The organism is Rhizobium sp. RAF56, from assembly GCF_052113965.1.
Taxonomy (GTDB): domain Bacteria; phylum Pseudomonadota; class Alphaproteobacteria; order Rhizobiales; family Rhizobiaceae; genus Rhizobium.
The window spans coordinates 60806-79102 of sequence record NZ_JBFRDU010000023.1; the positions used below are offsets into that span (position 1 = coordinate 60806).

Annotated in this window: 20 protein-coding genes and 1 tRNA gene; 11 read left to right on the top strand and 10 right to left on the bottom strand. The window is 60.2% G+C overall.

Annotated elements, in window-relative coordinates; translation table 11 throughout:
* Positions 1–6: 6 nt before the first annotated feature.
* Entirely contained in the window at positions 7–642 is a 636-nt protein-coding gene (locus tag AB4048_RS19290; RefSeq protein WP_442203597.1) for a trimeric intracellular cation channel family protein, read from the bottom strand.
* Positions 643–775: 133 nt separating this feature from the next.
* Here AB4048_RS19290 and AB4048_RS19295 point away from each other — a divergent pair, with 133 nt between their 5' ends.
* Positions 776–1252 (top strand): hypothetical protein, encoded by a 477-nt coding sequence (locus tag AB4048_RS19295; RefSeq protein ID WP_442203598.1) that lies wholly within the window; start codon positions 776–778, stop codon positions 1250–1252.
* Positions 1253–1283: 31 nt separating this feature from the next.
* Here AB4048_RS19295 and AB4048_RS19300 read toward each other — a convergent pair whose 3' ends face one another.
* Positions 1284–2072: a YdcF family protein gene (locus tag AB4048_RS19300; protein ID WP_442203599.1), complete on the bottom strand. Its 789-nt coding sequence runs from the start codon at positions 2070–2072 to the stop codon at positions 1284–1286.
* A 1153-nt stretch (positions 2073–3225) separates the two neighbouring features.
* Positions 3226–3456: a hypothetical protein gene (locus AB4048_RS19305; RefSeq protein WP_442203600.1), complete on the bottom strand. Its 231-nt coding sequence runs from the start codon at positions 3454–3456 to the stop codon at positions 3226–3228.
* A gap of 285 nt (positions 3457–3741) precedes the next feature.
* On the opposite strand from AB4048_RS19305, the gene AB4048_RS19310 reads away from it, so the two are divergent.
* From AB4048_RS19310 to AB4048_RS19335, 6 genes are all read left to right on the top strand, one after another.
* A complete protein-coding gene (locus tag AB4048_RS19310) occupies positions 3742–3894 on the top strand; it encodes a hypothetical protein (RefSeq protein ID WP_442203601.1) in 153 nt (50 codons plus the stop codon).
* 128 nt (positions 3895–4022) lie between these two features.
* A complete protein-coding gene (locus AB4048_RS19315; RefSeq protein WP_442203602.1) occupies positions 4023–6248 on the top strand; it encodes a putative bifunctional diguanylate cyclase/phosphodiesterase in 2226 nt (741 codons plus the stop codon).
* 200 nt (positions 6249–6448) lie between these two features.
* Positions 6449–6658 (top strand): cold-shock protein, encoded by a 210-nt coding sequence (locus AB4048_RS19320; RefSeq protein WP_442203603.1) that lies wholly within the window; start codon positions 6449–6451, stop codon positions 6656–6658.
* Between the two features lie 27 nt (positions 6659–6685).
* A complete protein-coding gene (locus AB4048_RS19325) occupies positions 6686–7060 on the top strand; it encodes a cold-shock protein (RefSeq protein WP_442203604.1) in 375 nt (124 codons plus the stop codon).
* 51 nt (positions 7061–7111) lie between these two features.
* Positions 7112–7351, top strand: coding sequence for a 30S ribosomal protein S21 (gene rpsU, locus AB4048_RS19330; RefSeq protein WP_442203605.1), 240 nt, complete (start codon positions 7112–7114; stop codon positions 7349–7351).
* A 38-nt stretch (positions 7352–7389) separates the two neighbouring features.
* Positions 7390–7581, top strand: coding sequence for a hypothetical protein (locus AB4048_RS19335; RefSeq protein WP_442203606.1), 192 nt, complete (start codon positions 7390–7392; stop codon positions 7579–7581).
* 150 nt (positions 7582–7731) lie between these two features.
* On the opposite strand, the gene AB4048_RS19340 is transcribed toward AB4048_RS19335, so the two are convergent.
* Positions 7732–7860 (bottom strand): hypothetical protein, encoded by a 129-nt coding sequence (locus tag AB4048_RS19340; RefSeq protein ID WP_442203607.1) that lies wholly within the window; start codon positions 7858–7860, stop codon positions 7732–7734.
* A gap of 461 nt (positions 7861–8321) precedes the next feature.
* Positions 8322–9224 carry a hypothetical protein gene (locus AB4048_RS19345; RefSeq protein ID WP_442203608.1) on the bottom strand — a complete coding sequence of 301 codons (903 nt, stop codon included), beginning with the start codon at positions 9222–9224 and terminating at the stop codon, positions 8322–8324.
* 432 nt (positions 9225–9656) lie between these two features.
* Here AB4048_RS19345 and AB4048_RS19350 point away from each other — a divergent pair, with 432 nt between their 5' ends.
* Complete coding sequence (locus AB4048_RS19350) at positions 9657–10409, top strand: DUF3800 domain-containing protein (protein ID WP_442203609.1); 753 nt, start codon at positions 9657–9659, stop codon at positions 10407–10409.
* A 277-nt stretch (positions 10410–10686) separates the two neighbouring features.
* Here the strand turns inward: AB4048_RS19350 and AB4048_RS19355 are convergent.
* Both AB4048_RS19355 and AB4048_RS19360 read right to left on the bottom strand, forming a co-directional pair.
* Positions 10687–10762: transfer RNA gene (locus tag AB4048_RS19355), tRNA-Ala, on the bottom strand.
* A gap of 157 nt (positions 10763–10919) precedes the next feature.
* A complete protein-coding gene (locus tag AB4048_RS19360; protein WP_442203610.1) occupies positions 10920–11300 on the bottom strand; it encodes a TIGR02300 family protein in 381 nt (126 codons plus the stop codon).
* Between the two features lie 264 nt (positions 11301–11564).
* Here AB4048_RS19360 and AB4048_RS19365 point away from each other — a divergent pair, with 264 nt between their 5' ends.
* The 3 genes from AB4048_RS19365 (at position 11565) to rpsA (ending at position 14730) form a co-directional block, all read left to right on the top strand.
* Positions 11565–12209 carry an FMN-binding negative transcriptional regulator gene (locus tag AB4048_RS19365; protein ID WP_442203611.1) on the top strand — a complete coding sequence of 215 codons (645 nt, stop codon included), beginning with the start codon at positions 11565–11567 and terminating at the stop codon, positions 12207–12209.
* Positions 12210–12219: 10 nt separating this feature from the next.
* Positions 12220–12852 carry a (d)CMP kinase gene (gene cmk / locus AB4048_RS19370; RefSeq protein WP_442203612.1) on the top strand — a complete coding sequence of 211 codons (633 nt, stop codon included), beginning with the start codon at positions 12220–12222 and terminating at the stop codon, positions 12850–12852.
* 174 nt (positions 12853–13026) lie between these two features.
* Positions 13027–14730 carry a 30S ribosomal protein S1 gene (rpsA, locus tag AB4048_RS19375; protein ID WP_442203613.1) on the top strand — a complete coding sequence of 568 codons (1704 nt, stop codon included), beginning with the start codon at positions 13027–13029 and terminating at the stop codon, positions 14728–14730.
* An 82-nt stretch (positions 14731–14812) separates the two neighbouring features.
* Here rpsA and AB4048_RS19380 read toward each other — a convergent pair whose 3' ends face one another.
* The 3 genes from AB4048_RS19380 to AB4048_RS19390 form a co-directional block, all read right to left on the bottom strand.
* Positions 14813–16237 (bottom strand): hypothetical protein, encoded by a 1425-nt coding sequence (locus tag AB4048_RS19380; RefSeq protein WP_442203614.1) that lies wholly within the window; start codon positions 16235–16237, stop codon positions 14813–14815.
* Positions 16238–16535: 298 nt separating this feature from the next.
* On the bottom strand, positions 16536–17162 hold the full coding sequence (locus AB4048_RS19385) for a ribonuclease D (protein ID WP_442203615.1): 627 nt from the start codon (positions 17160–17162) through the stop codon (positions 16536–16538).
* 155 nt (positions 17163–17317) lie between these two features.
* Positions 17318–18136, bottom strand: coding sequence for a MerR family transcriptional regulator (locus AB4048_RS19390; protein ID WP_442203616.1), 819 nt, complete (start codon positions 18134–18136; stop codon positions 17318–17320).
* Positions 18137–18297: the final 161 nt, after the last annotated feature.

Below are 18297 nucleotides of genomic sequence, written 5' to 3' on the forward strand. Positions count from 1 at the left end.
CCATTTTCACATGACATCGTTCGGATGCCGGCCCGGCCGGGGCTTGTAGCTCGGCAGGGTCCAGCCGAAGAACAGCGCGCCGCCGCGCACGGCGAATGCCGCGATCACGCCGAGTGCGGAGGCAAGGGGGAGCGGCAGGCCCGAGGCACTTGCAGCGGTAAAAACGCTAGCGCCGATGATCGCCGCTGTTACATAAATTTCCGGACGCAGCAGGACGGACGGTTCGCTGGCAAGCAGGTCGCGAAGAACGCCGCCGAAGGTCGCGGTCATCGCGCCCATCACGATGGCGACTGTGGGCGACCCGGTTGCCGCCATCCCCTTGGCCGCACCCATGACGCAATAGGCCGAAAGCCCCACCGCGTCGAGCCAGATCAAAAGCCGATAACGCGATTCCACGAGATGCGAGGTAAAGAAGACCACGGCGCCGATCGCGGCGCAGACGAGGATATAGGTGGGGTTGACGACCCAGAAAACCGGTATGTTCCCGAGTACCAGATCCCGGACCGTTCCACCCCCAATCCCGGTCGCGGCCGCCAGGAACAGAAAGCCGACGAGATCGAGCTGCTTACGCGAAGCCGACAGCGCGCCCGTCGCGGCGAAGACGGCAACGCCGGCGTAGTCCAGAAATGCAAGCAGCGACATGATGGGCTCCACGACAGGGGGTTCGGGGCAAATTGCCGGAACGATTGCGGGGCGGCAAGGGTGGCGCAAGCAGTGGCGCGCTAAATGGTGCCGTTTTGCCGGCGCGACTCGCTGGCGGTCGAGAGGAATTGCCGTGAAGTCCCTGCTGATCGTGATCCTGAACGCCATCGCGCTGGTGATCATGCCCGTTGCCGCGCAAGCGGCGCAACCGCTACTGCCGGATCCTGTGGCATTCGAAAGGGAACATTTCCTGAAACGATGCGGGGCTGACACCACCTTCGGCGACGACTTCGCAACACCGCGGGATATAAACAACGACGGCCTGGTCGACATGGTCGTCAACGAGGGCGTCATCACCTGCAAGGGTGAAAAAGGCCCCGACTGCACCGACGAGGGGTGCACCTACAATTTCTACCTCCAGGTCGCCGAGGGCGGCTATTTCATGGTCGCGACGGCGCACATGTTCAGCTACGACTTCATCCAGCGCTTCGGCAACATGGTGCTGGTGATGAAGATGGCGCCGCAATATTGCGACCGGGGCGAGGGCGACCCCTGCGAGATGACGGTGCGCGTGCGGGGCACCAAATTCGTGACGATATCGAAGAAATAGCAGGGCCAAGCCTCGGCACCAGCGGACGGCGCTACCCGGGATAGAGTGCGGATGTGCGGCCGGCGGCATAGTAGCCGACGAGCCCCATCCATTCCCGGATGGCGGTCGATAGCAGCTGGACGTTTTGCGAAGGCTGGGAGAGGTCGATGCCGAGACCCTCGTCACCCGTCGAGCGGTAGTCGACCGGCCATGGCACGACATCGATGCCGAGCTTGCGGAAAATGCCCATCGAACGCGGCATGTGGAAGCCGGATGTGATCAGCAGGCAGTGCGAAAGACCCTTGCCGGCAAGCAGCTGCCTTGTGTTTTCGGCATTCTCGAAGGTCGTGCGCGATGTCTCGTCCTTGAGCAGCCGATCAGCACCTACGCCGAAGGCCGAAAAGAACCGTTCGGAGATCACCGCGTCCCCCTCATAGCGCCCTGTCAGCGAACCGTCGCCCCCGGAAACGACGATCCGGGCACTCGGAAACTTCTGTGCCAGGCGCAAAACTTCCACGAAGCGGTCGGCGGCACCGTTGAACTCGTAGCCGCCGCGCGCCGTCGTGACGTCAGTCTCGAACGCGCCGCCGAGCACGATCATGCAAGCAAGCTCATTGGGATCCGCAGCGGGTCTCGGAAATCGCTCCTCCAGCCCCTGGACCAGATAGGCACCGACCGTGGTGTAGAGGGCGACGAACAGGATCAGGAGTGCCGCGCCACCGCTCGCAAGCGCCGCAAACCGCCACCGGAGCAGCAAGGCCGCAAGGCAGGCAAGCAGGAGAAAAAAGGCGAGTGAGAGCGGCTGGCCGATGATCCAGACAAGCTTCGAGAGCAGAAACAAGAGCCGTTCTCCGGTGACGATCGGCCTTTTCTAGCAGATTCGCGTCAACGGCAAAGCGGCGGTCGCTGCACGAGCGTGCGGCGATGTGCTCAAGGTTCGGCGAATTTCGTGAGATGGCGAAGACGAAGGTAGCATCAAAGCAAAAAGGATCAGCGCCGCGTCAATGTCCATCGCAACGCTGATCCTTCCGTCCCCAGCCTTACCCGGTGTCCCGTGCTTTACGCATTAACGACCGGCATGCACAGCATATCGAAACCCGTTCGATCAACGCAACGAGCGTCGCCCTTAACAGGCGGCGACATCGCAATAAGTTCGTTGAAGGAGCCGCATTCCGACGACTGCGCTAACTACGCCAGCCGCCCGGGAAGAGCCCAATCGCCCCTGGGCCTCTTCCTTACTTGGTCAGTAAACGGCAAGACGCCGCTGAAGACAATTCAGCATTTCGGGCTACCATTGCGGCGAAATGCGTGATCGATAGCCGTTGACGCGGCAATTCCCGAATAATTGTGCGGAACGGGACGCATTTTTCCGCAAAGCCCCTTTCAATGACGCGACAGTGCGGTTTCGGCCTCAGGATTCCGCCCACTTTGGTCGCAACACATTACAAGAGGACATGCAACTTTACCGATTCCGTCCGCCAAAAACACCGATCTCCGTTCCCAGGCGTAAAGCCACATCCCTATGGGTTAGGCAGGCGTACGATGGAGTCCGCTGGATCGGGGCGTTCGGCGCGTGCGGAGATCAAAGAAAGACCCCGCCGAAGCGGGGTCGAGAGGAGATCATTTGAACGTGGACCGCGTGGGAAACTGGCGAGGGGGCGCCAGGGTCGCACCGTTGCGGGCGGGGGGTATCCAACGCGATCCGTAAAACAACGGCGACGCGCGTGAATTGTTCCCCGACCGCGAGGCACCGATACGACTACGCAACTAAACAATCGTACCGGTGGTTCCCATCCGCGGAGGTCAAGAACGGCCTCAAGCTATTCTGTCCTTACGCAGCGTCAACTAGCCTAGATGGATTAGCGGGCCGCCGCACGCGGCTCTAACCGCTCACGCTAAGGTAACGTTTGAGTGATCTTCGAGAAAGCAGCGTCTCAGTCGGCGTGCTACGCCGCTTTTTCGAACTTCGGGGCGCGAAATCGAGACGGCCGTTTTCAGCTTTCACCGCTGTTGATGCGCCGGCGGAGCTCCCCGGCGAAATATTTTAAGGTGTCGAGCAGACGCTCGTAGTGAGCGAGCGTCGCCGCGGTGACGTCCATCCAGGGGCCATCGCCAAATCGGGCCTGATGATGGATTTCACCGGCGCGGATGCGGGAGATGCGCTGCGAGCACTCCTCGATCTCCTCGGCGCATTCGGTCAAGCGCTGGATCAGCGTTTTATCCATCTTCTCCTCCGGGTCTCGAGAGTAGCATTCTCCGCAAAATAGAGCACGCATTTCTGGGGAAGCACGGATGGCGAGATAGAGGGCTACGCCTTTTTGCAGATCGCCTAACCTCCCTTTTGCGGAATGGCTTCCTCACCGACAATTGTATTTGCTGCCTAGTATTGCGACCAGACCGAGAGGCGAGACATGGTGTCTTACAGTCTACGTATGGAAAACGATGGATGGTGCATCGTCGATGAGGCCACCCAGAGCGCAGCGAGGATCGGCGGTGTCGAAATGTCGAGCATGGCTGACGAAGAAGCCCGCCAGATCCTCAAGATCCTGAAAAGCGTTGAGAGCGTGCGCAGCATTTCCGTTCGCGCGTCGGCGTCGGCGAAAAAGCTCGCAAGGTCAGTATCCCCAAAATCCCGTCAACTTGCTGCCGCTGCTTCGGTTTGACGCGAGGAGCGTCCCCGGTTCATGCCCGCCAGGCGGCGAAAAATAGTACAATATCGTGCCGTTGCCTTCGCGGCAGTCGAACGATTCACCTGGATGTAAGAACTCCCTAACATAATCGGCATTGTCGAATGTGGGAGTGGATTGTCGTGCCTGAAGCGGATGCCGGCGAGCTGAAATCAGCAAGCAGCGAAGAAGTGAATTCGCAGACCCTCTCGTCGCACCTTCGGGCGGCGGCCGATCGATTGCGCGCCCATGAGCCAGCGCTGTCGGAGCGCTATTTCTGGCTCGAGGCGATGGCCAATCACGTCCCCGACTACATGTATGCGAAAGACTTGGAAGGCCGCTTCCTTTTTGCCAACCAGGCGGTGGTCCGGGGCAATGGGTTCGACAAGCTCGAGGATATGGTTGGGCTGACAGAGTTCGACCTGTTTGATCATGAGGCCGCGTCCGCGATCTCCGCGATCGAGAATCGCGTCATGGCAACGGGAGAGGCAGACCTCGGATATGAGGAACGCGCCCTGCGTGGAGGCCCGGACCGCTGGCTGATGATCTCGCGCGTGCCGCTGAGGGACCAGGCGGGCAATATCATCGGCGTCGTTGGCGCGTCGCGAGACATTTCCGCCCGCAAGGCTTCCGAGCGCTTGGTCGAGGCGCAGACAAAGATTCTGGAGTTGATCGTCGCGGCGGTGGCGATCCCGCGGCTCCTGACCGATCTTGCGGCTCTGCTCGAGGGAGCGGCAGTGGACGCTCGCGCGGCCGTCCTCTTGAAGGCGCCGTCTGGGCATGAGCTTTACGTCGCGGCCGCTCCGTCGTTCGAGACGCTCGCCGGCAGACACATTCCTTTCGAGCCAGATGAGAGCCTCGGCGTGCAGGCAGAGCGGATTGCGGCGGATTTTCTCGATTCTCGCAAGTTTTTCCGCTGCGTCGAAATTCCCTCGTCTTCCGGGGAGTGCCACGGCTTTTTGGCGATCTCACTACCGGTCGAACAGCCGTATACCGGATTCGGGGAGTTCGTCGTTGGTGTGGCGCGAATGGCGGGTATCGCGATAGACCGGAGCCTTGCGGAAGAGCGGATCCGCTTTCTCGCCCAGCACGACAGCCTTACCGAACTCCCCAATCGCTCGCTTCTCGACCAGAAGCTCGAGGAGATCCTCGCCTGGGCAGAGGCGAGCTCTCAGTCGGTCGCCGTCGGCTTCCTCGACCTCGACAACTTCAAGCTCGTCAACGACAGCCTCGGGCATTCCGCCGGAGATATGCTCCTGAAGATCATTGCGGGACGTATCGTCGCGGCCGCCGGAGAGCATGGCCTGGTGGCCCGCATAGGCGGCGACGAATTCATTCTCGTTCTGCAGGGGACCGAAGCGGACTTCGGCGAAAGACTGCGGGCAGTGCGCGAACTCGTCGCCCAGCCGCTGACCATCGCGGATATCGAAATGCGGATGACCTGCAGCATGGGAATGGCGTGCTTTCCACAGCACGGGCGAACCGCCTCGCAGCTTTTCGCCAACGCCGACACGGCAATGTACCGCGTCAAGGAAAACGGCCGCGATGGCTTCGAGGTGTTTTCCGATGAGATGGCGGAGAAAGCCAACCGCAAGCTTCTCCGCTCCGAGGAACTGCGAAGGGCGCTGCAGCGTGACGAGTTCGTCCTCCATTTCCAACCACAGAAAAATCTCAAGACCGGCACCATTTCGGGCATCGAGGCGCTGGTCCGCTGGCAACACCCGCGTGAGGGCCTGGTCAGCCCCGACGGGTTTATCCCGCTGGCGGAGGAGACTGGCCTGATCGTCGAACTCGGCGCGGCCGTCTTGCACAAGGCCTGTGCGCAGGCAAGGGCGTGGCAGGACGAGGGCCTGCCGCCGGTGCGGATGGGGGTCAACGTCTCGGCACGGCAATTCCAGGAGGCGGGCATGACGGCCCAGGTAGCCGCCGCACTTGCCGACAGCGGTCTCGACCCGCAATGGCTCGAGATCGAGATAACCGAAAGCCTGATCATGCGTGACGTCAAGGCGTCCGTGACGAAGATGGTGGAACTGACCGAGCTTGGGGTGAGCCTTGCACTCGACGACTTCGGGACGGGCTATTCCAGCCTGAGCACGCTCAAGAGCTTCCCGCTCTCGCGCCTCAAGATCGACCGCTCGTTCATCGCCGATATTCCAAAGGACGAGGACGACATGGCGATCACCGCGGCGATCGTCTCACTGGCACAAAAGCTCGGCCTCGAAGTGCTGGCCGAAGGCGTCGAGACCGAGGAACAGGCAAGCTTCCTTCAAAGCGCCGGCTGCCAGAACATTCAGGGTTATCTTTTCAGCCGCGCGGTACCCGCAAAGGATATCGCGGCGCTTTTCGGGTAAGTGCCGAAACTTCTCTTCGCGCTTTTCGAAATAAATGTCGATTTGCCATTGTTTTATCGCTTTTGTGGGCTATTTAGTTCCCATCGAACATTGCTGACGAGTTTTGTCTCCGCCCCTCCGGCCTTTTCAGATTTCCTCTCAACTTCGATGTATGCCGGTCAGGAAGGCCGGCCCTACCTAGCGATTGAAAGGAAATCGTTATGAATACAGGTACCGTAAAGTGGTTCAACAGCAGCAAGGGCTTCGGCTTCATTCAGCCTGACGACGGCAGCACGGACGTTTTCGTTCACATCTCCGCAGTTGAGCGCGCTGGCATGAGCAGCCTCTCCGACGGCCAGAAGATCAGCTACGAACTCGTTCGTGACAAGCGTTCCGGCAAGAATTCCGCCGACAATCTGCGCGCGGTATAATTTATCATTCGGCCCGGCTGACCACGGATGTACTGGCAGCCGCAGAGCCTGATGGGAAGGTCGGGATTACACCCGGCCTTTTATGCGTTTATCCAGACAATTTCGGCGGATGAAAAAATGGCAGCTAGGCCCAGATACGCCGTCGGCGACAATATCGTTCTGAAAGACGGATTCGTGCGGACGCAGAAAGACGGCAGGGCTGGCACGATTACCGCCATTCTCCCGACCGACAGCAGCGTTCAGTATCGCGTTCGGTTTGAAACCGAAAATTTTGATCGCCGCATCGTCGAAAGCGATATAGACGTGAGCCACTCTGCAGCCCCGACGCTCAAAGAGGAGGCCGCTTCGACGCCTCAGAGCGGATCGTGGCTGAAAACGTCAAGCATCAGGGTGCGGAAGTAACTTCCGCCGTGATCAACCGGCAACCGTGTTGCCACATGAAAGGAAAGAAGCTTGCAGGTTCTGGTACGAGACAATAACGTCGATCAGGCGCTTCGTGTCCTAAAGAAAAAGATGCAGCGCGAAGGTCTCTTCCGTGAATTCAAGGCGCGCAGCGCTTATGAAAAGCCCTCCGAAAAACGCGCTCGCGAAAAGGCCGAAGCGGTACGTCGCCACCGCAAGCTGGCGCGCAAGAAGCTTCAGCGCGAGGGTCTGCTGCCGGCGCCCAAGAAAGCCGTTCGCCCAGCCCGTTAAGATCTGGCTCGGCAAGCGTCTAGAGGGAGAAAATGCCAATGGCGTCTAAGGACGAATTCTTCAATCCGGCGAAGCTTTCACCGCGCGACAAGGCGGCCACGACCGACACGACGGCTCGGGCAATCGTTTCAGCGGAAGCAGCGGCTCGGGAGAAGAAGACCGAGAAGCTGCGCGCACTGCGACTTGCTCAGCCCGCGGTCGAGCAGCCGGCCCCGAAGCGCCGCAAATAGTCGGCCACGCCGGGCTTAAACTGCCCAGTTTTGGAATGCCGGATAAACAGGAGGGCGCCGTCATACGGCGCCCTCCTGTTTTTTACCGGCTTGTCTCGTTGACGGCTATGCCACGCGCGGGCAGCGCTTGCTGAAACACGCGAGCCGACTTCAGCTATGGGAGATCTCCTGCTGAGCAATCTGGTGCCGATGATCGCTGGTTAGGGCGTAGGCCGCGCAAAGGAAAACACCGACGGCGAGCACGGCGACCATGAGCCTATTTCCAAACTTCGAGTTCATCGCATTTCTCCTCCGCGTTTGAAGGAAAAGCCCGCTGCCTTGATGAAGTTCCGGTTTTGGCCCACAACCCGATCATCAGTCGAGCGGCGGCTCAAAGATCTGGCAGTTGGAAAGCCGACAGTCGCGGTCCTTAGCCGGTACCCAGTCCTCCGTCTTCAAGCTCCGGCGCGGTCACGATGAGGTGTTCACGTAAGTGGCCCACCTGGGAACTCAGGGCGAGAATGGTATTCTCGTTTCCGACCTGACAGTCGCGGAATTCGCCATCAGGGTCCGCATGACGGTCATGATCTATGTCGTCGAATGTGGATAAAGGCGGTGGATTCTGGTCCGATGAGAATGACGCTTGCTACTTCCTTGTTTGCGGTCGGTGCGCCTTTAGAGGATAGTGCTCGACGTAGCATTTCGGTTTCACCGTCTTGTCTTGTGAACCCAGAATGTGTGATGGCCAGCAATGAGTCCTCCTACGGCGCTGCATATGCGATTGCGGTTTGCCACCAAAGTTTGGCCGAAACATATGGGTTTGCCACATCCCAGAATATCTTCCCTCCAAGTAAGACTACAAGTCCCCACCAAATCTTACGGTGCTTGGAAGGGCGAGTTGCCTGATCAGTGATTTCCACCATCGGGAATGCCCACTTACTATAGCTGAACAAAACGCGGTACATCCAAAGCGCGGCAAGGCCCACGTACAGATACCCAGCCGTAACCACCGCTGGACTTGTACCTGCTAGCTTCTCATTCAACCAACCCGAAACTCGCCAGCAAGCATAAAAGGCAAGGGGAAGACCCACAATCATCAGGAATACATCGTACACGTGCCCGCCGTGAATGTAGGACCGCATCGGATGCTTTCTTCGGATGCGCTTCCGCACCGCCTCCTCAATGCCTGCGCGCCAGCCACCACGGGTTCCTCTGATGCTCAGGTTGGTCTCGTTGAGGGTCGGGCTAGATACGAGCCGGTCAGGGTCCAGCAAGAGAGGCTGTCTTAGGTCAATAAACAATTGGAAGAGATGCTCAGGCTCGACACCGACGTTTGTTTTGTAGGGCGTGAGATTGGAGACATAGATGCTCTTAATGAAGGGGCCATTGGGTGCAAGCTGTACCACCGAAGGGTCAGAGCTGTGCACCGCCGAGCCATCCTCGAAGGCCACCGTGGCGAGAATCTTGAAGACCTTTTCGCGAAGATCAGCCTTAACCTGTAAGAACTCCTCGTCCGTCTGTTCATCGCGTCGTACTAGTTGCGCGATTTCAATCTCACCTTGTTCCTTTACTATATCGTTTAGCTCGCCAAACATGGCGCGGATGTCTTCCAGTGAGAAAGATATCGAGCCGAATTGAATGTTCTTCTCTGTCGGATTTGGCATAGGCTTTAGCAACTTCCTCGCGAATCTACGTTTCCCGTAAGAATACTCGCTCGGTCACCGCTTCTTCTATCTCCTCTCCGTATTGCTCACAGATTTCACAGCGTTACCCTCCCAGCGTCTAGACACCTGACCGAGCCGATGCCAACAAGCTTTGGAGACAACGAGGTCACACACTTCGCGCAAGCAGGGGCAACAGTCTCACCCCGCACGCAGGCCTGTCTCATGCGTAAGCCAGTGGGTCCGCTTAGGGGGCACCGGGGGAAGGTCGTCCGTGCTCAGTGTAACTACCCCTCTCGAATATGTGGCCCCGTTTACATCGGGAATGAGGCCGAAACGCCGGGCTGAAGGATTTCGTCTAAGCAAGTCGTGGTCTAGACTCGAATCTTCTACCGCCGCAATATGCTTGGGGGTAAGGAGTTAAACGGACTATAGATGTATCTTTGCTTTATCGATGAGAGCGGGACCCCGCCGTCAAAGCCGAACGCGAACCAGCCATACTTCACGCTGGGTGCTGTCATCATAAGGGATGAGGATTGGCACGATGTCGCAAAGATCATCCGGGGCTTCTCCACACGGCACAGACTGAAGGGCGAACTGAAATGGCGCTACTTCTCTCCGCATAACTCCTCAGCAGATAACCCCATGCTTGGAAGAAGTGCGGAGGAACGGAAGGCGCTTAGCGTGGAGCTAGCTGAAATCATCGCGAAAAGCCCGCTCACGGTCATTGCCTGCGTGACGGACATCGGGGCAGCCTTCGAGTACGCTTCAGTGACAAACCAGCGGGAACTGTATCACTTCGCCTATAAGCCTTTGACGGAGCGATTCCAGTACTTCCTTCAGGACAACAAGGGCCTTGGTATCATCATCGCCGACCACCGGGGGCGAGACGACGACCGACTGTTTCGAGCACATCACGACACTCTGATAGGAAAACCGGGAAACACTGTCTCGGGCTACAATCGGCTTATCGAGGGTCTGCTCCTACAAGACTCCTGCCACTCGATAGGCATACAACTTGCCGACTTTGTAGCAGGTGCCATCCACCGGGCGTATTCCACGAAGGATGCGGACCTTGCGACGATCATCAAGGCGCGTATCAGGGCGAAGCAAAACGGCACCGTGACGGGGCATGGCATCGTGCATCACCCGCGTGATCGCTTTAGGCCTGGACTGGAAAGAAAGTAGACGCCGGGCGAGACCGTAGTCTCGACGCCATAGATGTCAGGCTCCCGAGCGCATGAAGAGATATACTCACAGAAGGCCAAACCTTCAAGGAATCGCATTCTAAACTGAGCGCCGACTGGGCCTTATGGTGAATCATTATTCTCTAGCGCCCGAATCATAATGGTCTGCACGCGGGCCACGCTGGCGGTATATTGGGTACTGCGGGTGGGTAGTCAATTGTGCCGCGAGATGCTCTATTCGTTTGAAAACAACGCGAATTCTGGAATGAGAAGAAACTTGGTGGAGCTAAGCGGGATCGAACCGCTGACCTCTTGCATGCCATGCAAGCGCTCTCCCAGCTGAGCTATAGCCCCATCCTAAGATGGTCCGGCGTGAACCGGGCCTGGGACCCTTCGGAGGCGATTTGCCCGTCGGGGTGGCGGCTTATTACTTCTGGTTTTTGAAGATAGCAAGCCGAAAAACATCAGCCCGGGAAACTTTTATCGTTTGCCGGGCTGACGATGGTGTCGATCAGACTTCGTCGTCGTCGCCGGTGACGCCGATGATGCCGCTCATGTCGTCGTCATCGTCATCTTCGTCGGCTTCAAGGAAGGTGTCGTCGTCGTCGCCGTCGATTTCGACGTCGTCGTCACCGATATCCGGGATGTCGTCGCCGGCGGCCGCTTCATCGGCGTCTTCGAGCGACACCAGTTCGACTTCCGTGTTTTCGGCGTCGACCTCGGCCACTTCTTCTTCCTCGGGCACTTCCTTCGCAGCGGAAGTTTCCTCGAAGAAGGACAAGGGCCAGGACTTCCCGGTATACGGGGAGACCACGGGATCTCGGTTCAGGTCGTAGAACTTCTTGCCGGTCTCGGGATCGGTACGCTTAGTTCCAAGTTGCGTTTTCGCCACTGTCAAAACCTCATGATGGCCGAATCAACAGTTCGGCATTGCCGTTTAAACCGGCGTTCCAAGGGGAAATTAATTAGCCGGTCCCCTTAATCGTTGCCGTCGTCTCTGTCAAAGCGAAACTTTAGTGCAGGCTTGACGACCTTTGCATTCGTCTGCGGATGACCGCCCGGCGTCGGCATGCTAACGAGATCGAATGCTTGAAAACGCGTCGATCTTTGGCCAATACGCCCGGTCGATGCGAAGCCCCGAGAAATCGAGATCGATATGTATAAGCCGCCGCATTTTATCGAAGACGACCTCGCCAAACAGTACGCGCTGATCCGTGAAAACCCGCTCGGGCTTTTGATTTCCGGAGAAGCGGACGGACCGGTCGCGAACGCCATTCCCTTCCTACTTGACGATACTTTCGGCGAAAAGGGAAGGCTGCAGGCACACGTGGCCAAGGCCAACGGCCAATGGCGCGCGATCCGCGACGGCGCGCCGGTGCTCGTCGTCTTTCAGGGCGTCGATGCCTATGTGTCGCCCTCCTGGTACGAGACCAAGCGCGAGACCGGCAAGGTGGTGCCGACCTGGAACTATGCGATGGTGCAGGTGCGTGGTGCCGCGCGGGTGATCGAAGACGCCGCTTGGCTCAGAACCCAGATCGGGGCACTGACCGCCGGGCAGGAGGGGCAACGTGCGGCGCCCTGGGCCGTCGGCGACGCGCCCGAGGACTTCATCGCTTCGCAGATCAAGGGCATCATCGGCATCGAGATCGACATCGCGACGATCGATGGAAAGTGGAAAGTGAGCCAGAACCGCAACGCAGCCGACCAGCGCGGCGTCGTCAGCGGATTGAGGGACGAGCTTGCGACGCCGGATGCCTTGGAGATGGCGGAGCTTGTTGTGCGCTATGGCCGCAAGGAATAGGAGGCCGCCGATGATCATAGCAATCGACGGGCCCTCGGCGGCCGGCAAAGGAACACTGTCGCGCCGGATTGCCAGTGAATACGGCTTTCACCATCTCGATACCGGGCTCACCTACCGCGCGACCGCCAAGGCCCTGCTCGACGCCGGCCTGCCGCTTGATGACGAGGGTATCGCCGCGCGGACCGCGCAAGCGCTCGATCTTGCCGACCTCGATCGCTCTGTCCTTGCCAGGCACGAGATTGGGGAGGCCGCGTCGAAGGTCGCCGTCATGCCGGCCGTCCGCCGGGCTCTCGTGGAGGCTCAGCGTGCCTTCTCGCAAAAGGAACCCGGCACGGTGCTCGACGGCCGCGACATCGGCACCGTCGTTTGTCCCGATGCGGCGGTGAAGCTCTATGTGACGGCCGCGCCTGAAATCCGCGCCCAGCGGCGTTACGACGAGATCCTGGCCGGGGGCGGCAAGGCCGACTTCGGCGCGATTTTCGAGGATGTGAAGCGGCGCGACGACCGCGACATGGGCCGCGCCGACAGCCCCCTGAAGCCGGCCGAAGACGCGCACTTGCTTGATACCTCGGAAATGGATATAGAAGCGGCGTTTCGGGCGGCAAAATCGATCATCGACGCCGCTCTGAGCCGACATGCCTGAAATAGAGCGGCTTTCCGTGCTTCGGTACGCGCCGCCTGTTTTAGAAAAAGCCTGACATTCCGTCCCCGCGCCGGATTGCCCTTCGAGAAAAGGGCGGACTGGGTGGCAGGCCTGTTCAACACCAACCCACCGGCGCATGTGTGTCCAAAATTATAGGACGCGCCAGGAGATTTTATGTCTGTAACTTCCCCCTCCCGCGAAGATTTCGCAGCCCTTCTCGAAGAATCCTTTGCCAAGAACGACCTGGCCGAAGGCTATGTCACCAAGGGTATCGTGACGGCAATCGAGAAGGACTCGGCTGTTGTCGACGTCGGCCTCAAGGTTGAAGGCCGCATCGCGCTCAAGGAATTCGGCGTTCGCGCCAAGGACGGTTCGCTGAAGGTCGGCGACGAAGTCGAAGTCTATGTCGAGCGCATCGAAAACGCCCTCGGCGAAGCTGTTCTGTCGCGCGAAAAGGCTCGCCGCGAAGAAAGCTGGATCAAGCTCGAAGCCAAGTTCGAAGCTGGCGAGCGCGTTGAAGGCGTCATCTTCAACCAGGTCAAGGGTGGCTTCACCGTCGATCTCGACGGCGCGATCGCCTTCCTGCCGCGCAGCCAGGTCGACATCCGTCCGATCCGCGACGTCACCCCGCTGATGCACAACCCGCAGCCCTTTGAAATCCTCAAGATGGACAAGCGCCGCGGCAACATCGTGGTTTCGCGCCGCACGGTTCTGGAAGAGTCCCGCGCCGAGCAGCGTTCTGAAATCGTTCAGAACCTCGAAGAAGGCCAGGTTGTTGACGGCGTCGTCAAGAACATCACCGATTACGGTGCGTTCGTCGACCTCGGCGGCATCGACGGCCTGCTGCACGTAACCGACATGGCATGGCGCCGCGTCAACCATCCGTCGGAGATCCTGTCCATCGGCCAGCAGGTCAAGGTTCAGATCATCCGCATCAACCAGGAAACCCACCGCATCTCGCTCGGCATGAAGCAGCTCGAGAGCGATCCGTGGGATGGCATCCAGGCCAAGTATCCGGAAGGCAAGAAGATCTCCGGTACGGTCACGAACATCACCGACTACGGTGCGTTCGTCGAGCTGGAGCCGGGCATCGAAGGCCTCATCCACATCTCGGAAATGTCCTGGACCAAGAAGAACGTACACCCCGGCAAGATCCTGTCCACGACCCAGGAAGTCGACGTGGTCGTTCTCGAAGTCGATCCGACCAAGCGCCGTATCTCGCTTGGCCTGAAGCAGACGCTGGAAAATCCGTGGCAGGCATTCGCCCATAGCCATCCGGCCGGCACCGAAGTTGAAGGCGAAGTCAAGAACAAGACCGAATTCGGCCTGTTCATCGGCCTCGACGGCGACGTCGACGGCATGGTGCACCTCTCCGACCTCGACTGGAACCGTCCGGGCGAACAGGTCATCGAGGAGTACAACAAGGGTGACGTGGTCAAGGCTGTCGTTCTCGACGTCGACATCGACAAGGAACGCATCTCGCTCGGCATCAAGCAGCTCGGCAAGGACTCGGTCGGCGAAGCAGCAGCTTCCGGCGACCTGCGCAAGAACGCAGTCGTTTCCTGCGAAGTCATCGCAGTCAACGAGGGCGGCATCGAAGTGAAGCTCGTCAACCACGAAGACATCACCTCGTTCATCCGCCGCGCAGACCTGTCTCGCGATCGCGACGAACAGCGTCCGGAGCGTTTCTCCGTTGGTCAGGTTGTCGACGCCCGCGTCACCAACTTCTCCAAGAAGGACCGCAAGATCATGCTTTCCATCAAGGCGCTCGAAATCGCTGAAGAAAAGGAAGCCGTCGCTCAGTTCGGTTCGTCGGATAGCGGCGCTTCGCTCGGCGACATCCTCGGTGCTGCTCTGAAGAACCGCGGCGGCGAATAAGCCTCGCGGCGCTAAAAGACAACGGCCCGCCGGAGCGATCTGGCGGGCCTTTTTTTGTGTTTTACTCCGGCGGCAGCGACGCCTATTTACGCCCGACCAAGCGTTGATAGATGCCGAAAGCCCGCGTTAGGCCGGACGGCGCGGGGATGGATGCGTCTTCGCCCGCCTCATCGCCCCCGCTTTCCTCTGGCGCCTGATCCTGCTCGTCTTCGTCCGATGCTTGCTGCTGCCGGCTGCCGCCTTCGTCATCGACAGGGTCGACGCGGTCGATGGCGATCACTGGCTCGTCCGTCTCGTCATCCTCCCTCGGCAGGTATTGGGCAACCGCGAAGGGGACCCCGAGCGCCACGTTGGGCGCCTGCGGCAATGCCGGGGGCTCGGCTGCAAGGGCAGCGCCGGTGAGCGCGGCACTCGCGAAAAGACGAGCGGCCGGCTCCTCGCCGGCTTCGACCCGGTCCGCCGGCAAGGATGCCGTCTGAAGCCGATCGGGCGCCTTCGCGCTTCCGCCATCCTGGGGCCGCTTCGCCATATCCTGATCGTCCAGCATGTCGGCGACCAGCGCCTGTGCCATGACGGTTTCGACCATATGATCGTGGTCTGCCATGATGTCGAGGAGTTCGGGCCCGACCGATGCGATGGCGCGCTGGACGACCGATTTCAAGCGATCGCTGACGACGGCCGACGGTGCGGACGGGTCATCGACGTTTTCCAACGCCGCGGCGAGCTCCGCACCAGCCCCAGCCGGATCGACCGTATCCGTGGAGGACGGCTGGGCGAAAGGTTTCGTTGCTGTGTCCGGACGTGGGCCTGCACCTTTACCTGCCATCGCGACTGCGGGATCGGGAGGCAGTCCGCCGGCCGGCGCGGCTGCTGCCACGCTCGCGTCGGCCGCGAGCAGAGCCATGGCCTTCGCAGCGGCGGGGACCTCCGGGGGCGAGGCACGAGAAGCAAGCGTGGGCGTTTGTGGAGAGGGGGCGGCCTGGGCAATCATGCGGGCCGGGAGCTGAGGCGTCGGCCTCATGGCATCCTGCAATTCGGATGCCCCTGCGTTCAGGCCATAGGAGTTGACGACAGCCCTGGTGGCAAGATCGCGCTCCCTGTAGCGGACGACTTCAAGGTAGGCAACGATCTGCGCGGCTGCCTCCCCGGCCGGATCCTGCATCGCCGCGGCGACGATCGGCAACGGCGGCATCGGCACTTTGCCCGCCAGCTTTTGTTCGAGCTGCGCAAGCTGCGGTTCTGTCAGGCGGGTGATCGCGTCGGCGAGCCGCAAAGCATAGGCGCTGCTTGTCTCGTCGGCATCCCTTGGCAGATTGAACGTCTGGCTGAGCGCGTTGATGACCGCCGCGAGGCTGTCGAACATCCGCTCGCGAGCGGCAAGCAGGAGAATGTTGAGCTTGCCCTCGACCTCGGCGTTGGCGGCGAGCGCTTGTGCCAGCGAGGCATCGGGGGTGAGTGTCGCGAGGCTGCCGAGCACGTCGGCGGTCACACTTGTCGAGCGCGACATGGTCGCGGTCGTATTGGCTACTGCACGCACCGGAGGCAACACGCTACGCTCCCTTCTGGCAGGTCGTCGACGTTTGGCAGGGAATAGGGGCCGGCTCATGGCCCGGCATTCCAGCCGACGAAAGCGTCGGCGCGGCACACATCATGGCGCGGATCGAATGCAGCAGGTGAGATAAGCATAGAAATGTATGGTTAAGGGATCATTAACCATAAGCGCTCAACGGCGCGAAAAATCGAGATCGGTGCCCGCGCAGGCAGGCGCTCTGCGATACGGGATCGAAAGAGCTTCGACCGAGCGATCAGCTATGCGCGAAAATATCAGTCTCTTCCCAGCCGAGAAGATCGAGCTTGGAGCGCGTCGGCAGGAACGCGAAACAGGCATTGGCAAGCTCGATCCGACCGTCGCGGACCAGCCGCTCGGTCAGCTTGTCGCGAAGGGCGTGCAGATAAAGCACGTCCGAGGCGGCGTAATCGAGTTGGGCCTGGGAAAGCGTGGCGGCCGCCCAGTCCGACGACTGCTGCGCCTTGGAGATGTCGATCTCCAACATTTCCTTCAGATTGTCCTTGAGGCCGTGACGGTCGGTGTAGGTGCGGCAGAGACGCGAGGCGATCTTCGTGCAGAATGCCGTCGTCGTCGTGACCCCGAAGGTGTGAAACAGGACGGCGATATCGAAACGGCCGAAATGAAAAATCTTTTGCCGCGTGGGGTCGGCCAGCATGGCGACGAGATTGGGCGCCTCGGTCTGACCGGCGGCGATACGGATGACGTCGGCTGAGCCGTCGCCCGGCGACAACTGCACCACGCAGAGCCGATCGCGGCGGGGCACCAGCCCGAGCGTTTCGGTATCGATCGCAATCGCGCCGGTGTAGCGCGCGGCGTCGGCGGCGGAAATGTCGCCTTCGTGGTAGCGGATGGTGGCAGCCATGAAAGTCTCCGTCTCGTCTGTCGATCGCTCTTTTAGCCCGCTATAGCGCAGAGCGGAGCGCGGCGATACAGCGCCGGTTGCTTTCCAGCCGAAAAGGGCAGCCTGAAGCATGCTCGATTTCGTATGGAATTCGTGTCCCACTTTTCCCGCAATCGTCAAAAAGTCGGCGGGGTATTGACCCAGATGAGAATGGTCTCGCCGTCGTGGCGGTTACGCCAGGAATGATAGCGGCGGCTTTCGAAATAAAGCGAGTCCCCGGGCGCGAGATCGAAGAACTGGTCGGCATCGAGCACGAGTTCCAGCCGCCCCGAGAGCACATGGATGAACTCCTCGCCGTCATGGCGGTATGCGCCTTCGCTGGTCGCGCCGGGCGCCAGCACGAAGCGGTGGCAATCCATCACTGTCTGGCCCTGCGCCAGGATCTGCACCGTCACGCCCGGCGTCGTCGCCGGCCACGTTCGCCATTCGCCGGCCCGCACCAGGGCCGGAGCGATATCGCTCTCCTCACCGGAGAGGCGGGAGACCGTGGTGCCGTAGTAGTCGGCAAGGTCGTGCAGTGTCTTGAAGCTCACCCCTTGCGAGGTCCGTTCCAGGGTCGACAGCGTCGAGGCGGTGATGCCGACATCCGAGGCGACCTGGTCGAGGGTCTTGCCCGCCGCGTGACGCAGTGACCTCAGCCTGCGGCCGATCTCGGACGGCAGGCTGGCATCGCCACCGTCTGTGGCCGGCCCGGTCGCGTCCTCCAGTTCGAGCGCCTCGCGGATGGCCGCGGGATTGAGCCCGCGTTCGGCCCGAAACCAGGATATCCGCTTCAGCCGCGCGACATCGTCCGTGCTATACTGCCGATGACCGGTTTCCGAGCGCAAGGGGACGACAAGGCCCTGGCTTTCCCATAGTCTCAACGTCGAGGCCGATACGCCGGCCAGGCGTGCGGCTTCCGCCACCTTGTAGCGGACCGGCTCGTTGCCGTTCATGCAGCGGTTCCCCGATTCTCGTCTTTTCTCTTGCTTAGCATGGTTCTACGCTTGGATGCGAACCCTCGCCTTGCGAGCGGCGCAGGTTCAAAAAAGTCGCTTGAATTCTTGCAGGAAAAATGTAGGACTTTCTTAGATGTCTTACAGCACTTCTGCAAGAT

What these genes read in the sequence shown, in the direction of transcription:
- AB4048_RS19290 (WP_442203597.1), bottom strand. Translation starts at nt 642, where the DNA reads ATGTCGCTGCTTGCATTTCTGGACTACGCCGGCGTTGCCGTCTTCGCC.
- AB4048_RS19305 (WP_442203600.1), bottom strand. Translation starts at nt 3,456, where the DNA reads ATGGATAAAACGCTGATCCAGCGCTTGACCGAATGCGCCGAGGAGATC.
- AB4048_RS19310 (WP_442203601.1), top strand. Translation starts at nt 3,742, where the DNA reads ATGGCTGACGAAGAAGCCCGCCAGATCCTCAAGATCCTGAAAAGCGTT.
- AB4048_RS19315 (WP_442203602.1), top strand. Translation starts at nt 4,023, where the DNA reads ATGTGGGAGTGGATTGTCGTGCCTGAAGCGGATGCCGGCGAGCTGAAA.
- AB4048_RS19320 (WP_442203603.1), top strand. Translation starts at nt 6,449, where the DNA reads ATGAATACAGGTACCGTAAAGTGGTTCAACAGCAGCAAGGGCTTCGGC.
- AB4048_RS19325 (WP_442203604.1), top strand. Translation starts at nt 6,686, where the DNA reads ATGTACTGGCAGCCGCAGAGCCTGATGGGAAGGTCGGGATTACACCCG.
- AB4048_RS19335 (WP_442203606.1), top strand. Translation starts at nt 7,390, where the DNA reads ATGGCGTCTAAGGACGAATTCTTCAATCCGGCGAAGCTTTCACCGCGC.
- AB4048_RS19340 (WP_442203607.1), bottom strand. Translation starts at nt 7,860, where the DNA reads ATGAACTCGAAGTTTGGAAATAGGCTCATGGTCGCCGTGCTCGCCGTC.
- AB4048_RS19345 (WP_442203608.1), bottom strand. Translation starts at nt 9,224, where the DNA reads ATGCCAAATCCGACAGAGAAGAACATTCAATTCGGCTCGATATCTTTC.
- AB4048_RS19350 (WP_442203609.1), top strand. Translation starts at nt 9,657, where the DNA reads ATGTATCTTTGCTTTATCGATGAGAGCGGGACCCCGCCGTCAAAGCCG.
- AB4048_RS19365 (WP_442203611.1), top strand. Translation starts at nt 11,565, where the DNA reads ATGTATAAGCCGCCGCATTTTATCGAAGACGACCTCGCCAAACAGTAC.
- cmk (WP_442203612.1), top strand. Translation starts at nt 12,220, where the DNA reads ATGATCATAGCAATCGACGGGCCCTCGGCGGCCGGCAAAGGAACACTG.
- rpsA (WP_442203613.1), top strand. Translation starts at nt 13,027, where the DNA reads ATGTCTGTAACTTCCCCCTCCCGCGAAGATTTCGCAGCCCTTCTCGAA.
- AB4048_RS19380 (WP_442203614.1), bottom strand. Translation starts at nt 16,237, where the DNA reads ATGTCGCGCTCGACAAGTGTGACCGCCGACGTGCTCGGCAGCCTCGCG.
- AB4048_RS19385 (WP_442203615.1), bottom strand. Translation starts at nt 17,162, where the DNA reads ATGGCTGCCACCATCCGCTACCACGAAGGCGACATTTCCGCCGCCGAC.
- AB4048_RS19390 (WP_442203616.1), bottom strand. Translation starts at nt 18,136, where the DNA reads ATGAACGGCAACGAGCCGGTCCGCTACAAGGTGGCGGAAGCCGCACGC.